The organism is Streptomyces sp. WMMB 322 (genome assembly GCF_900090145.1).
In the GTDB taxonomy this organism is placed as follows: Bacteria; Actinomycetota; Actinomycetes; order Streptomycetales; family Streptomycetaceae; genus Streptomyces.
The window spans coordinates 119,383-132,776 of the sequence record NZ_FMHI01000004.1 but is presented as its reverse complement, the minus strand read 5'-3'; the positions used below and the strand labels follow the sequence as shown (position 1 = coordinate 132,776).

The following is a 13,394-nucleotide window of genomic DNA, read 5'->3' as shown; positions in this document are numbered from 1 at the left end:
TGCAGTTCCAGCATTCACCAGCTTCCGACGCTTGCGCCTCCAGCCGAGCACCACGACAGCGAGTCCCGAATATGTACACCCGAGACTCAGCAGCGTGACCCAGAGATGATGACCTGTCGCAATTGACAGATACACAAGCAGCAGCGGCGCAAGGCTACCCAGAACGAGCAGGATGAGGTGAACTGGCCCGCCTCGCGTACGGCCAGATCTCGTGTCGGGTTGGACAGCCCCAGGTCAGGGAGTTCGGAATTCATTCTGTCTACTCACCGTCAGAAAACTAGATCATGCTCGCGATACCGCCGATTCTGAACGTGCGCATTGCGTCCGTCGGCGAAGACGTCCCCCGGAAGCAGTCGATGCTTGAGCCAGTGGGACAGGTGGGGCTCCCAGACCCGGAACATGAAGAGATAGTGCGGTCCCGGCTGTCCACGTCGGACCTGGGGCCGTAGCGTGCTCGAGTCGGTCTTAGCCGCAGTCGCGGCCGGGCTCGCACTGCCAGCCGGAGAAGCCACCTTCGCGGGGGTTCTCGATGGCGTGGTCGAACTGGAGAAAGCCCCAGGCCACCCAGATGATGAAGGCGACGCAGAGGGCCAGTCCCGCATACAGGGCGATCTTCTTCGGAAGACTGCCGCGAGGCGCCTCGTCTTCGGCGAGGTCGCGCTCCGCCGCGCTGTCCTCGTCCTGCGCACCTTGTCCGGCCGCAGGCTCCGGCTGCTTCTCCGGCCTTCCGGAGGCCGTGTGCCGACCTTTCATGATCGAGTCGTCATCTGGTCGGACGAGCCGGATACGTCGAAGTCCCGGGCCATTCCGGAGCTGTGCAGATGTGCGATGTCGGCCTGCTCCAGGTCCATACCGAACGGTCCGGGGCCACCGCCGGAGACCGTGGCACGGTGCTCGCTCGGGATGCCCCAGTCGTATCGCTTCTGGACCTCGACGTCATAGTTGATCTCGCTGCCCTCCTTCTCCCCGACGAGACGGTACTGGAAGTGGTTGAGCGCGTAGTACCACTCCATGCTGCTGTCACCGTCCGCCGGATTGGGAGCGGTGGACGACCATTCCGTGGTGAACAGCCCGTCTCCGCGCTTGCGCACATCGTCTTCCATCGTGCTGTCGACGTCCTTCTGGAAGGCAGGGATCTGTTCCATCATCTGCTGCGGCTCGACCTCGACCGGTTTGCCGCTGCCGTCCAGGTAGTGCTCGACCAGACCAGCGGCCGTCGGCCATCCCTTGACGCCGGCGAAGTAGGCGGCGACGTTGTTGAGCTGATTGTGGACTTGGCGGTCCTTCGCGGTGGGGTCGACGATGTCGAACTTTCGGTTCTCGGACTCGAAATTGCCGACCGTACCGAAGATCACTTTGAGGCTCTTCGCGAGCCAGTCATCGTCCTCAGCAGCGTCATCGAGCAGCTTCCGCACGCGCTTCTCCAGCGCCTCAGCGGTCTGCCTGCGCTCATCGACGATGCTCGGAGCGCTGGGACTGTCAGGGTCGTACATCACCGACCACTCGACCTTCCCCGAGTCGGTGATGGTCATCCCCTCCTCTAGGGCCTCCCGCTGCAGTTTCTCTGCGCGCAGTTTGAGTCCCGCGAGGCCCTTCACACCGCCTCGGCCAGTGGCGCCGTCGGCCTCCGTGTCCAAGAACTTCCGAAGCGCTCTGACCTCCTTGTCCAGCGCGTCGATGTCCAGCTGGATGCGGTCGCAGTAGTCCTGGGCGGCTCGGCCGCTCTTGCCGCGCCAATTGTCCTCGTGGAGAGGTTTCACCACGTCGTCATGGAACCCCGTTCGGGACTCCTTCAACTTCCGGTGGACCGTTGCCCACTCGTCGGCGAACTTCTCCAGTCCTGCCACGTCAAGCTGTAGCAATGCGGCGAAATCAGGCATGTCCTGGCCACCCCCCCCGGGCCGGTCTGGTCGGTAATCGTCAGAGGAACGCAGACGCGATGCTTGTTTCGTTCGCGTCGTACGCGTCCGCGCTGAGACGGAAGTTCTCCGCTGCCTGGTCAAGTCGCCGCACGACGACCTTGTTCAACGCCTCCCAGCGTTCTTCGAGCTCGTCCAGGCTGCCGGCGAACCTCCAGCCGTCAGCGGCGCGGGCAAGGCCCGTGCGCGCGTCTTCGGCCACTCCCCGCGTCTTACGGATGATCTCCGAAGCCGTCTCGCAGTCGTCGGCCCGCCTGCGCAGGAACGACGAAGTGACACCGACGTCCGGATCCGAACCCCAGGGCGCCGGCGCTGTAGGGCTCGGGTTGGGCGAGGGCGATGGCTCCGGGCTGGGACGGTTTCCGCCCGATTCGGGCGGGGCGCTCGGAGTGGGGCCTGGTGAAGGCCCTGGCGAGGGCTCCGAGGTCGTCGCGTTCGCGACCCGAGGGTCGACAGACTGGCCCATGCTTCCTCCCCCTGGCCGTCAGTGAGCACTTCCCCCATGGAGCACGACGACGGCCACCGGCAATGTACCCGACAACGAAGGGGCGCGATCAAACGGCTTCCGCCCGGACATCCCCCGCCGCCCTGTGGCCGAACCTTCGACGGCGGGATCAGCGGCCTCGCGGTCCTTCACAGCCCTTCCGGAACCATTCAACTCCACCTATCGCGCTCAAGGTTGAGACCAAGGAGCACGTTTCACAGGGGGCACTCGACGACAACATCGCCACCGTCGCCAGGGGAGGGCCGCGTTCCACGCCGTCCGCGGTGAATACGGCTCCGGCAAGACGTTCTTCGCCTGCTGGCTCGCGGAACGCGCCAAACGGTCCGGGACGGCGGGCTGGGAGGGAAGGTGGGCGTCGCGCCGCGGGTTCTCCTTCGCAAACTGGTCGCGGACGTGCTGGACGAGTAGACGAGTTCGAGGAGTTCGACCCGCGCACTCACTTCAGCCTCACCGTTTCCGGCGACGAACTGAACGATGTCGAACGGAACGCGGCCCCCGCGCGGACGCCGGCGATGCAGAACTGGACCTGCCGTGAACGCCCTCGATTCCCTCGATCCCGTCCTCACCCACCACATCGTCAACTCGCATGGCTGGCGCAGCCTCCGCCCACTCCAGGAAGAAGCCGTCGGGCCGCTGACGGCGGGGCAGGACGCAATCCTTCTCGCTCCCACCGCGGGCGGGAAGACCGAGGCTGCCGTCCTTCCGCCCTGCTGTCACGGATGACCACCGGCAGGTGGCAGGCCACATCGATCCTCTATGTGTGCCCGCTGAAAGCTCTGCTCGACAACCTGCTGCCACGCCGGGAGACGTACACAGGCTGGATGGGCCGCACGGCCGCCCTGTGGCACGGTGCGTCATCGCGGGCAAGCGCAAGAAGATCCTGGCGAACCGTACCGACGTACTGCTCACCACCCCGGAATCGCTCGAAGCGATGCTCGTCAGTGCGAAGGTCGACCACAGAGCCTTCTTCTCTGGCCTGCGCAGCATCGTGGTGGACGAGGTCCATGCCTTCGCTGGTGAGTTGCTGCTCGCCGGGCGCAGTTGGACTGTCACCTACATCGACTGGACCCGCAAACGCTGCTCTGTGGAACCGGCCGACGGCGGCGGCAGAGCAAAGTGGAGCAGCTTCGGATTCGTGCAAGCGACATCGTTCGAATTCACTCGGGCGGCACGAGAGGTACACCTCGGCACCGATCCGGCTGCGGGTCTTACGAGGCGCGCTGCGATCTGTCTCAGCCAGGCAAGGGAACACTTCATGGACGCCGTGCACCCGGGGGAACCCTCATCACGCGCGGGAGCGGTGGTCACACACGGTGGTGGACCTGGGCTGGACACGGGGCGAACGCCACGCTCGCCGCATCGCTCAGAGCGGTCACCGTGCCCGGACAGCGCATCAACGACTGCTGGATCCGGTTGCGGGAGGACATCGACCCTGGCCTGTGGAAACAGGCCGTCGCGGACGCGTCAGCACAGCTGAGACTGCCCGATGTCGATGCGCGGGCGGTGAAGGGGCTGAAATTCGCCGAGGCGCTGCCGCCCGGTCTCGCCGAGGAGACGCTGGCGGTCCGGTTCTCCGATGTCACAGGAGCACGGGCGGTATTGGAGGAACGGACACGGCTCGTGACGGGTCTCGCCGGTTCCTGACCTATTCCCTCTCGCTTTTTCTGAGCCTCATCGGGTGGAGCAGGGTGAGGGTCGGCCCCTCAACTTGTTGATGGCGAACCTGTTCGCGCAGGGGCAGGCTCTGGCCTTCGGCAAGAGCGAGGAGGAGGTGCGGGCGGAGGGTGTTGTGGAGGAGCAGGTGCCGCACCGCACGTTCCCCGGCAACCGTCCGACGACCACGATCCTCGCCGAGGAGTTGTCGCCGTCCGTTCTGGGGCAGCTCGTCGCGCTGTACGAGCACAAGGTGTTCGTCCAGGGTGCGGTGTGGGACATCGACAGCTTCGACCAGTGGGGTGTGGAGCTGGGCAAGGTCCTCGCCAAGCGGCTGGAGCCGGCGCTGACGGACGGCGCGGACGTCGCGGGCCTGGACGCCTCGACCTCGTCCCTCGTGGAGCGCTACCGCCGCCTGCGGGGCCGCTGATCGCTCTTGGACCCGGGATGGGTGAAGGGCCCTGCCGGGACGGCGCCGTCCAGCAGGGCCCTTCACCCATCCCGGGGGTGCGTCAGGAGCCGTCGGAGAATGGGGCGGGACCACGGACTGCGTGGTTCCGCCCGCCCGGGCGACCGCGCTGAGCTGCCTTTTCTTTTCTGTTCGAATTGACGGACGGACAGCGGAAATCCGGCCCCCAAGAGACCGCTTGACAAGGGGCGAAGCGTGACCTCACAGTAGGCGCTACGCACAACGCAACCGGATACGTTCTCTGCGTAATCCCCGATTTAACTTTATTGCGCCGTCCGAGGGCCCGCCACAAGTGTGCCCTGCGGCGTAATTCTTCCTGCCCGTACGGTCGTCGATTGCATGCGAGCGCGCGCAGCGGCTCGAATCAGCGGAATCATTTCTCTTCAGTTCCCGGGGCGGTAACCCCTGCCCTGATAACCGGATTCCGGTCCGTAATGGCCCGTACGTGTGAGTAGTTTCCTATCAGTGACTGGAAAGGGTGAGTGCCAAGTGACACACACAGCTGTCGAGACGCCGCTGCAGGTTCTTGAGCATGAACCCTATCTGCAGGTCACATGGCGCGACTCCAAGACCTCCGCTCGCGGCTTCGTCGTGATCGACCAGCTGGTCACGGGCATCGCCACCGGCGGTCTGCGCATGCGGCCCGGCTGCACGATGAACGAGGTCGCTGAACTCGCACGGGAAATGACCCTGAAGATGGGCGCCTTCGGAATTCACGTGGGCGGCGCCAAGGGCGGAATCGACTTCGACCCTTCGGACCCACGGGCCGAGGAAGTGCGGGAGCGGTTCCTTGAAGGCGTTCGGCCGCTGCTCGAGCGCTTCTGGGTGACCGCCGGCGACCTCGGCACGGGGCAGGAGCAGCTCAACCGGGCCTTCGCCCGTGTCGGGATCGGCGAGACCTCGTTCCACGCGGCGGTGGTCCGGGCAGCTGACGAGGCCGAGGTGCGTGAGCGCATCCACCAGGCTTTCACGGCGGAGACCGAGGGCCTGAAGCTGTCGGAGCTGATCGGCGGCTACGGCGTGGCCGAGGCCGCGCTGGCGGCGCTGGAGCACCGGGACATCCCCGCCACGACGGCCCGTGCGGTCGTGCAGGGCTTCGGGGCGATGGGCGGCTCCACGGCGCTCTACCTCGAGCACGCCGGCGTGAAGATCGTGGGTGTCACGGACGCCCAGGGCATGATCCTCAACGAGTCGCGGGGCCTCGATGTGGAGCTTCTGCTGGCGGCGCGGACGACGGGCGGCGTCATCGACCGCTCCGTGCTGCGCGAGGACGACGTGGAACGCCTGGGCGACGAGTGGCTGGGTCTCGACGTGGACGTGCTGGTGCCGGCCGCCGTCGGCCACACCATCACGGCGGACAACTGCGACCGCATCCGCGGCAAGTTCGTGGTGGAGGCGGCGAACGTGCCCACCACCCCCGAGGCCGAGCAGCTTCTGCTGGAGCGCGGGATCACGGTGATCCCCGACTTCATCGCCAACACCGGCGCCGCCGCCGGGGCCTGGTGGGTCATCCTCGGTGAGGTGGTCAGCCCCGCCGGTGCGTGCATGCGGCTGTCCGAGCAGATCCGTCCGCTGGTCCGTGACCTCATGAGCCGGGCCGACGGGTCCGCCTTGTCGGTGCGGACGGAGGGAATCCTGTTCGCGAAGGAGAACTCGCAGCGGATGATCGACGAGTACGGCGGCGCGGTGGCGTTCCGCGACCTCTTCCCCGACATGGGGGCGGAGCACCCGTTCGCCGGAACGGGCACGGAGCCGGCAGCCGAGCCGGCGACCGTCACGGAGCTCACGGAGCCCGTCGTCCATCAGCCGAACGGAGCTGCTTACCCGGCATCGGCCGATCCGGCCGAGTCCTCCCTGGACACCGGCCGGCAGCCCGCCGCGGCGTTCCCGGCGTACTGGCCCGGGCCCGCCGACGAGTCCGCCGACGGCCAGGCCTGAGCCGCCACACGCACGACATGACGGTGCCCTGCGACCGGAACTCCGGTCGCAGGGCACCGTCACGTCGCCGAGGGCCGCCGGCCGGGCGGGGCATCGGTCGGCTCGCGGCGGCGGAGCGGCCCGTCCGGCCGCTCCGCATCCCGAACGTCACGACGGCGGCAGGAGATCCCCCGGCAGTCCCGCGGCGGCCGCCTCGTCGAGCAGCCAGAGCGTTCCGTCGCGTCCCCGCGCACCCGCGGCCGGTACCTGCGACTCGTGCGCGTCCGTGTCCGCCTTCGCCAGAGCACGAGCCACCGCGTCCGCCTTGTCCTCGCCCGCGGCCAGCAGCCACACCTCTCGTGCCGCCCGGATCGCGGGCAGCGTCAGCGAGATGCGCAGGGGCGGCGGCTTCGGCGAGTCGTGCACGCCGACGACGGTGCGCTCCGTCTCGCGGACACCCTGGTGACCCGGGAAGAGCGAGGCCACATGGGTGTCGGGACCGACACCCAGCAGCAGCACGTCGAAGGAGGGAACACCGGCTGCGGCCTCGGGACCCTCGGGCCGTGCGGCCGCGGCCAGTTCGGACTCGTACGCGGCGGCCGCGGCTTCCACGTCGCTGCCGTACGCTCCGTCGGACGCGGCCATCGGGTGGACGCGGGCCGGGTCGAGCGGCACGGAGTCCAGCAGGGCCTCCCGTGCCTGAGTGACGTTGCGTTCCGGGTGGCCCTCCGGGAGGAACCGCTCGTCGCCCCACCACACATCCAGCCGGGAGAAGTCGACGGAGTCACGGCCGGGCGCGGCGGCCAGCGCCGCGAGCAGTCCGTTGCCGTTGCGGCCGCCCGTCAGCACCACAGAGGCGCTTCCGCGTGCCGACTGCGCCCCGGCCACCCGGGCGACGAGCCGTTCGGCGGCTGCCCGCGCCATCTCGTCCTTGTCGCGGTGCACGTGGACGCGGGCTGCGGGGCTCACTTCTTCGCCGCCCTCTTCGCGGCGGACCTGGCGGCCTTCTTCGCAGCGGCGGGCTGCTTGGCCGAATCCTCCTCCGCCTGCGGACGAGCCTGTGTCTGCGTCTGCCCGCGGCGCCCACCGCCGCCCCCGCTTGCGTCCGTCCGTGTGCCGGGGCTCTTGCCGGGCTCCTTCGCGCCGGCCTGCACGGCCGACGCGTACGCCTCGTCCGGGTCCAGACGGCGCAGCTCCTCCGCGATCAGCTCGGACATGCCGCGACGGTGCAGCGCCACATGCCGGTCCGGCTGGCCCGGCACGGCCAGTTCGGCGAGCGAGCCGTCCGCGCGGCTCAGGCAGATCGCGCCGTCGGCGGTCTCCATCCGGACCGCCGTGATGCCGGGGCCCTCGGTGACCTTCCGTTCGACGGGCACGCGCAGACGTTCGGCCAGCCACATCCCGAGCAGTTCCGCCGACGGGTTGTGCGCCTCGCTCTCGACCACGGCGGAACGCACCTTCAGCGACTGCTGGTCCAGGCCCGCCGCGAGCATGCTGCGCCAGGGCGTCAGCCGCGTCCACGACAGGTCGGTGTCGCCGGGGGCGTACGTCTCGCCGCGCAGCTTCAGCTCGGCGAGCGGGTCCTCCGCGGCGGCGGCGTCGGTGATGCGCCGCTGCGCGAGCGTGCCGAGCTTGTCCTCGGACGGGTGCTCGGGTGCGTCGTCCGGCCACCAGACCACGACGGGCGCGTCCGGCAGCAGCAGCGGCAGCACGACGCTGTAGGCGTGCGAGGCCAACTCGCCGTGCAGGCGCAGCAGTACGGTCTCGCCCGTACCGGAGTCGCTGCCCACCCGCACCTCGGCGTCGAGCCTGGCCATCGCGCGGTCGCGGGGCGAGCGCCCGGGGCGGCGGATGACCACCAGGATGCGCGAGGGGTGTTCCTTCGACGCCTCGCTCGCAGCCTTCAGCGCGTCGTAGTGGTTGCCCTCGTCGGTGACGATCACCAGGGTGAGGACCATGCCCACGGCGGGGGAGCCGATCGAACGCCTCGCCTGGACGAGAGTGGCGTTGATCTGGCTCGAATTGGTGTCCGTGAGGTCGATGTTCATGGCCGGCGCCAGCTCCGTCCGTCGCGTGCGAGCATCTTGTCGGCTCCCTCCGGGCCCCAGGTGCCGGCCTGGTACTGCTCGGGCCTGCCGTGCTTGTCCCAGTAGCGCTCGACGGGGTCGAGGATCTCCCAGGACCGCTCGACCTCCTGGTGCCTCGGGAAGAGATTCGCGTCGCCCAGCAGCACATCGAGCAGCAGGCGCTCGTACGCCTCGGGGCTGGACTCGGTGAAGGACTCGCCGTAGGCGAAGTCCATCGTCACGTCGCGGATCTCCATCTGCGTGCCGGGGACCTTCGAACCGAACCTGATGGTGACGCCCTCGTCCGGTTGCACGCGGATCACCAGGGCGTTCTGGCCGAGTTCCTGGGTGTCGGTCGCGTCGAAGGGCGAGTGCGGCGCGCGCTGGAAGACGACCGCGATCTCGGTGACGCGCCGGCCCAGGCGCTTGCCCGTACGCAGGTAGAACGGCACTCCGGCCCAGCGGCGGTTGTCGATCTCCAGGCGCATGGCCGCGAAGGTGTCGGTCTTCGACTTGGGGTCGATGCCCTCTTCCTCCAGGTAGCCGCGTACCTTCAGGCCGCCCTGCCAGCCGGAGGTGTACTGGCCGCGCACCGTGTGCTTGCCGAGGTCGTTCGGCAGGCGCACCGCGTTGAGCACCTTGAGCTTCTCGGTGAGCAGCGCCTTGGCGCCGAAGGAGGCGGGCTCCTCCATGGCCGTGAGAGCCAGCAGCTGAAGCAGATGGTTCTGGATCACGTCGCGGGCCGAACCGATGCCGTCGTAGTAGCCGGCGCGGCCGCCGATGCCGATGTCCTCGGCCATCGTGATCTGCACATGGTCGACGTAGCTGCGGTTCCACAACGGCTCGAACATCGTGTTGGCGAAGCGCAGCGCCAGGATGTTCTGGACGGTCTCCTTGCCCAGGTAGTGGTCGATGCGGAAGACCTGGTCGGGGTGGAAGACGTCGTGCACGATCGCGTTCAGCTCCTGGGCGCTGGGCAGATCGCGCCCGAAGGGCTTCTCGATGACGGCGCGCCGCCACGAGCCGTCGCCGCCCTCGGAGAGGCCGTGCTTCTTCAGCTGCGAGACGACGGTGGGGAAGAACTTCGGCGGCACCGACAGGTAGAAGGCGAAGTTGCCGCCCGTGCCACGGGACTTGTCCAGTTCCTCGATCGTCGACTTGAGGGTGCGGAACGCCTCGTCGTCGTCGAAGACGCCCGGCACGAAACGCATCCCCTGGGACAGCTGCTCCCAGACCTCCTCGCGGAAGGGGGTGCGCGCGTGCTCCTTGACGGCCTCGTGCACGACCTGCGCGAAGTCCTCGTGCTCCCAGTCGCGGCGGGCGAAGCCGACGAGTGAGAAGCCCGGCGGGAGCAGGCCGCGGTTCGCCAGGTCGTAGACGGCAGGCATCAGCTTTTTACGTGACAAATCACCCGTGACGCCGAAAATGACCAGCCCGGACGGCCCCGCGATGCGCGGGAGCCGCCGGTCCAGTGCGTCACGCAGCGGATTGGCTGCGTCGGTCAACTTCCTTACGCCTCCTTCGGCGTGAGGCGCTTGAGTTCCGCCTCGGTGGAAGACAGCAGTTCGTTCCAGGACGCCTCGAACTTCTCCACGCCCTCGTCCTCCAGCACCTGCACGACGTCGTCGTAGGAGATGCCCAGGGAGGCGACGGCGTCGAGGACGGCCTGGGCGTCCGCGTAGCTTCCGCGCACGGTGTCGCCCGTGATCTCGCCGTGTTCGTCGGTGGCCTTCAGCGTCGCCTCAGGCATCGTGTTGACCGTGTTGGGGGCGACGAGTTCCGTGACGTACAGCGTGTCGGGGAGCGACGGGTCCTTCACACCGGTCGAAGCCCACAGCGGACGCTGGCTGTTGGCGCCCGCGCGCTCCAGGGCCTTCCAGCGCTCGGGCGGCTCGGAGGAACCGTCGGCCGCGCCGAAGACCTGCTCGTAGGCCTGGTAGGCGAGACGGGCGTTGGCGACCGCGGCCTTGCCCTTCAGCTCCTTGGCCTCCTCGGTGCCGATCCCGTCCAGCCGCTTGTCGATCTCCGTATCCACGCGGGAGACGAAGAAGGACGCGACGGAGTGGATCGTCGAGAGGTCCATGCCCAGGGCCTTGGCCTTCTCCAGGCCCGCCTGGAAGGCGTCCATGACCTCGCGGTACCGCTCCAGGGAGAAGATCAGCGTGACGTTGACGCTGATGCCCCTGCCAAGGGTCTCGGTGATGGCGGGCAGGCCGGCCTTCGTCGCCGGGATCTTGATGAAGGTGTTGGGGCGGTCCACCAGCCAGGCCAGCTGCCGCGCCTCGGCGACGGTCGGCTTGGTCCTGTGGGCCAGCCGCGGATCGACCTCGATGGAGACGCGCCCGTCCTTGCCGCCGGTGGCGTCGAAGACGGGACGCAGCACGTCCGCGGCGTCCCGCACGTCGGAGGTGGTGATCATGCGCAGCGCCTCCTCCACGGTGACGCCGCGGGAGGCCAGGTCGGAGACCTGCTGGTCGTACTTGTCGTCGGACGAGATGGCCTTCTGGAAGATCGTCGGGTTCGTGGTGACGCCCACCACGTGCTGCTCGTCGATGAGTTCGCCCAGGTTGCCCGACGTGATCCGGTGACGGGACAGGTCATCCAGCCAGATCGCGACGCCTTCGTCGGAGAGGCGCTTGAGAGCGTCTGTCATGGGAATTGCATCTCCTGCTTGTCGTAGCTTCTGTACGTGCCGGGGCGGGGCGTCAGCGGGACGCGGCCTCTAGCGACTCCCGTGCGGCCGTGACGACCGCCTCGGAAGTGAGACCGAACTCCCGGTAGAGCGTCTTGTAGTCGGCAGAGGCGCCGTAGTGCTCCAGCGAGACGATCCGCCCCGCGTCACCGACGTACCGGTGCCAGGTCAGACCGACGGCTGCCTCGACCGCCACCCGCGCCCGCACGGTCGGCAGCAGCACGGTGTCCTTGTACGCCTGGTCCTGCTCCTCGAACCACTCCACGGACGGCATGGACACCACTCGCGTACGCACACCCTCCGCCTGGAGGACATCGCGCGCCTCGACGGCCAGCTGCACCTCGGAGCCGGTGCCGATGAGGATCACCTGCGGCTCGCCGCCGTCCGCCTCGAACATCACGTAACCGCCCTTGGCGGCATCAGGGTTGGGCTCGTAGGTGGGCACGTTCTGCCGGGTCAGGGCCAGGCCGTGCGGCGCGGGCTTGTCCGCGTGCCGGCGCAGCACCTCGGCCCAGGCGACCGCAGTCTCGTTCGCGTCGGCCGGGCGGACGATGTTCAGGCCCGGGATGGCGCGGAGCGCGGGCAGCTGCTCGACGGGCTGGTGTGTCGGGCCGTCCTCGCCCAGGCCGATCGAGTCGTGCGTCCACACGTACGTCACGGGCGCCTTCATCAGTGCGGCGAGGCGCACCGCAGGACGCATGTAGTCGGAGAAGGTCAGGAAGGTCCCGCCGTACACGCGCGTGTTGCCGTGCAGCGCGATGCCGTTCATGGTCGCGCCCATCGAGTGCTCGCGGATGCCGAAGTGCACCGTGCGGCCGTAACGGTCGGCGCCCGGCAGCGGGTTGCCCTCCGGCAGGAACGAACTCTCGTCGAACGAAGTGTTGTTGGAGCCCGCGAGGTCGGCCGAACCGCCCCACAGCTCCGGGATCTTCGGGCCGAGAGCCTTGAGTACCGCGCCCGACGCCTTGCGCGTGGCCACGTCCTTGCCCGCCTCGAAGGACGGCAGCGCCTTCTCCCAGCCGTCGGGCAGCTCGCCCGCGCGGATGCGGTCGAACTCGGCCGCACGCTCGGGGTTCGCCGACCGCCACCCGGCGAACTGCTTCTCCCAGGCGCTGCGCGCCTCGCGGCCGCGGTCCCAGGCGCCGCGTGTGTGCTCCAGCACGTCCGTGCCGACCTCGAAGTGCTGCTCGGGGTCGAAGCCGAGGACCTTCTTGGTCCTGGCGACCTCCTCCTCGCCGAGCGCCGCACCGTGAGCTGCACCGGTGTTCTGCGCGTCGGGCGCGGGCCAGGCGATGATGGAGCGCACGGCGATGAAGGACGGACGCGAGGTCTCGGCCTGCGCCGCCTTGAACGCCTCGTACAGGGCCTCGGGGTCGAGGTCGCCGTTGGGCAGCTGGTCGACGCGCTGCACGTGCCAGCCGTAGGCCTCGTACCGCTTGACGACGTCCTCGGAGAAGGCCGTCTCCGTGTCGCCCTCGATGGAGATGTGGTTGTCGTCCCACATCACGACGAGATTGCCCAGCTTCTGGTGTCCCGCGAGGGACGACGCCTCGGCCGAGACCCCTTCCTGGAGGTCGCCGTCGCTGGCGAACGTCCAGATGGTGTGGTCGAAGGGCGATTCGCCCTCGGGTGCGTCCGGGTCGTAGAGGCCTCGCTCGTAGCGGGCCGCCATCGCCATGCCCACGGCGTTGGCGACGCCCTGGCCCAGCGGGCCTGTCGTCGTCTCGACGCCGACCGTGTGGCCGTGCTCCGGGTGGCCCGGCGTCTTGCTCTCCCAGGTGCGGAAGCTCTTCAGGTCGTCCAGCTCGAGGCCGTAGCCGGCGAGGTAGAGCTGGATGTAGAGCGTCAGGCTGGAGTGGCCGACGGAGAGTACGAACCGGTCACGGCCCGACCAGTCGGGGTCGGAAGGGTCGTGACGCATCAGCTTCTGGAAGACCATGTATGCGGCCGGTGCGAGTGCCATGGCCGTGCCGGGGTGGCCGTTGCCGACCTTCTGCACTGAATCCATGGCCAGAACCCGGACGGTGTCGACAGCCCGCTGGTCCAGGTCGGTCCATTCGAGGTCTGCGGTGGTCGGCTTCGTGCTCACCCTGAGTCAGGGCTCCTCTCCACAATTGAGTGTCCGGTGCCGTTGCGCTCACCGGCGGTGTCGAGCGTACCCCTGTGCTAAGCG

9 protein-coding genes and 3 pseudogenes are annotated in these 13,394 nt (G+C 68.5%); 4 read left to right on the top strand and 8 right to left on the bottom strand.

The genetic code is table 11. The features are described 5' to 3' along the window. Nucleotides 1–465: 465 nt before the first annotated feature. The 3 genes from H180DRAFT_RS08625 to H180DRAFT_RS29760 are packed head-to-tail and all read right to left on the bottom strand — an operon-like array spanning nt 466 to nt 2,121. The gene (locus tag H180DRAFT_RS08625; RefSeq protein ID WP_055485404.1) at nt 466–753 is read right to left on the bottom strand and encodes a hypothetical protein; all 288 of its coding nucleotides are present in this window, start codon (nt 751–753) and stop codon (nt 466–468) included. Next, the gene (locus H180DRAFT_RS08620; protein ID WP_139151368.1) at nt 750–1,880 is read right to left on the bottom strand and encodes a hypothetical protein; all 1,131 of its coding nucleotides are present in this window, start codon (nt 1,878–1,880) and stop codon (nt 750–752) included. Before H180DRAFT_RS08620 ends, H180DRAFT_RS08625 begins: the two co-directional genes overlap by 4 nt. Before the next feature lie 40 nt (nt 1,881–1,920). After that, nucleotides 1,921–2,121, bottom strand: a complete 201-nt coding sequence (locus H180DRAFT_RS29760) for a hypothetical protein (protein ID WP_055485402.1) — start codon at nt 2,119–2,121, stop codon at nt 1,921–1,923. 633 nt (nt 2,122–2,754) lie between these two features. Between H180DRAFT_RS29760 and H180DRAFT_RS08605 the strand changes: the two are divergent. The 4 genes and pseudogenes from H180DRAFT_RS08605 to H180DRAFT_RS08590 form a co-directional block, all read left to right on the top strand. After that, a pseudogene (locus H180DRAFT_RS08605) lies at nt 2,755–2,959 on the top strand (BREX system ATP-binding domain-containing protein); the annotation flags it as partial. Next, nucleotides 2,956–4,068 (top strand): annotated as a pseudogene (locus tag H180DRAFT_RS28510) (DEAD/DEAH box helicase). The pseudogenes H180DRAFT_RS08605 and H180DRAFT_RS28510, both read left to right, overlap by 4 nt. Then, nucleotides 4,049–4,507, top strand: a pseudogene (locus tag H180DRAFT_RS08595) (glucose-6-phosphate isomerase); the annotation flags it as partial. The pseudogenes H180DRAFT_RS28510 and H180DRAFT_RS08595, both read left to right, overlap by 20 nt. A gap of 528 nt (nt 4,508–5,035) precedes the next feature. After that, nucleotides 5,036–6,484, top strand: coding sequence for a Glu/Leu/Phe/Val family dehydrogenase (locus H180DRAFT_RS08590; RefSeq protein WP_055485399.1), 1,449 nt, complete (start codon nt 5,036–5,038; stop codon nt 6,482–6,484). A gap of 147 nt (nt 6,485–6,631) precedes the next feature. Here the strand turns inward: H180DRAFT_RS08590 and pgl are convergent, their stop codons facing one another. Genes pgl through tkt form a run of 5 tightly spaced genes read right to left on the bottom strand, consistent with a single transcriptional unit; the run spans nt 6,632 to nt 13,310 of the window. Next, a complete protein-coding gene (gene pgl, locus H180DRAFT_RS08585; RefSeq protein ID WP_074466698.1) occupies nt 6,632–7,432 on the bottom strand; it encodes a 6-phosphogluconolactonase in 801 nt (266 codons plus the stop codon). Continuing rightward, on the bottom strand, nt 7,429–8,511 hold the full coding sequence (gene opcA / locus H180DRAFT_RS08580) for a glucose-6-phosphate dehydrogenase assembly protein OpcA (RefSeq protein ID WP_055485398.1): 1,083 nt from the start codon (nt 8,509–8,511) through the stop codon (nt 7,429–7,431). Before opcA ends, pgl begins: the two co-directional genes overlap by 4 nt. After that, nucleotides 8,508–10,034 (bottom strand): glucose-6-phosphate dehydrogenase, encoded by a 1,527-nt coding sequence (gene zwf / locus H180DRAFT_RS08575; protein ID WP_055485397.1) that lies wholly within the window; start codon nt 10,032–10,034, stop codon nt 8,508–8,510. The genes opcA and zwf overlap by 4 nt, the downstream gene beginning before the upstream one ends. A 5-nt stretch (nt 10,035–10,039) precedes the next feature. Then, nucleotides 10,040–11,182, bottom strand: a complete 1,143-nt coding sequence (gene tal / locus H180DRAFT_RS08570; protein WP_055485396.1) for a transaldolase — start codon at nt 11,180–11,182, stop codon at nt 10,040–10,042. Nucleotides 11,183–11,234: 52 nt separating this feature from the next. Beyond that, nucleotides 11,235–13,310: a transketolase gene (tkt, locus tag H180DRAFT_RS08565; RefSeq protein ID WP_055485395.1), complete on the bottom strand. Its 2,076-nt coding sequence runs from the start codon at nt 13,308–13,310 to the stop codon at nt 11,235–11,237. Nucleotides 13,311–13,394 lie beyond the last annotated feature (84 nt).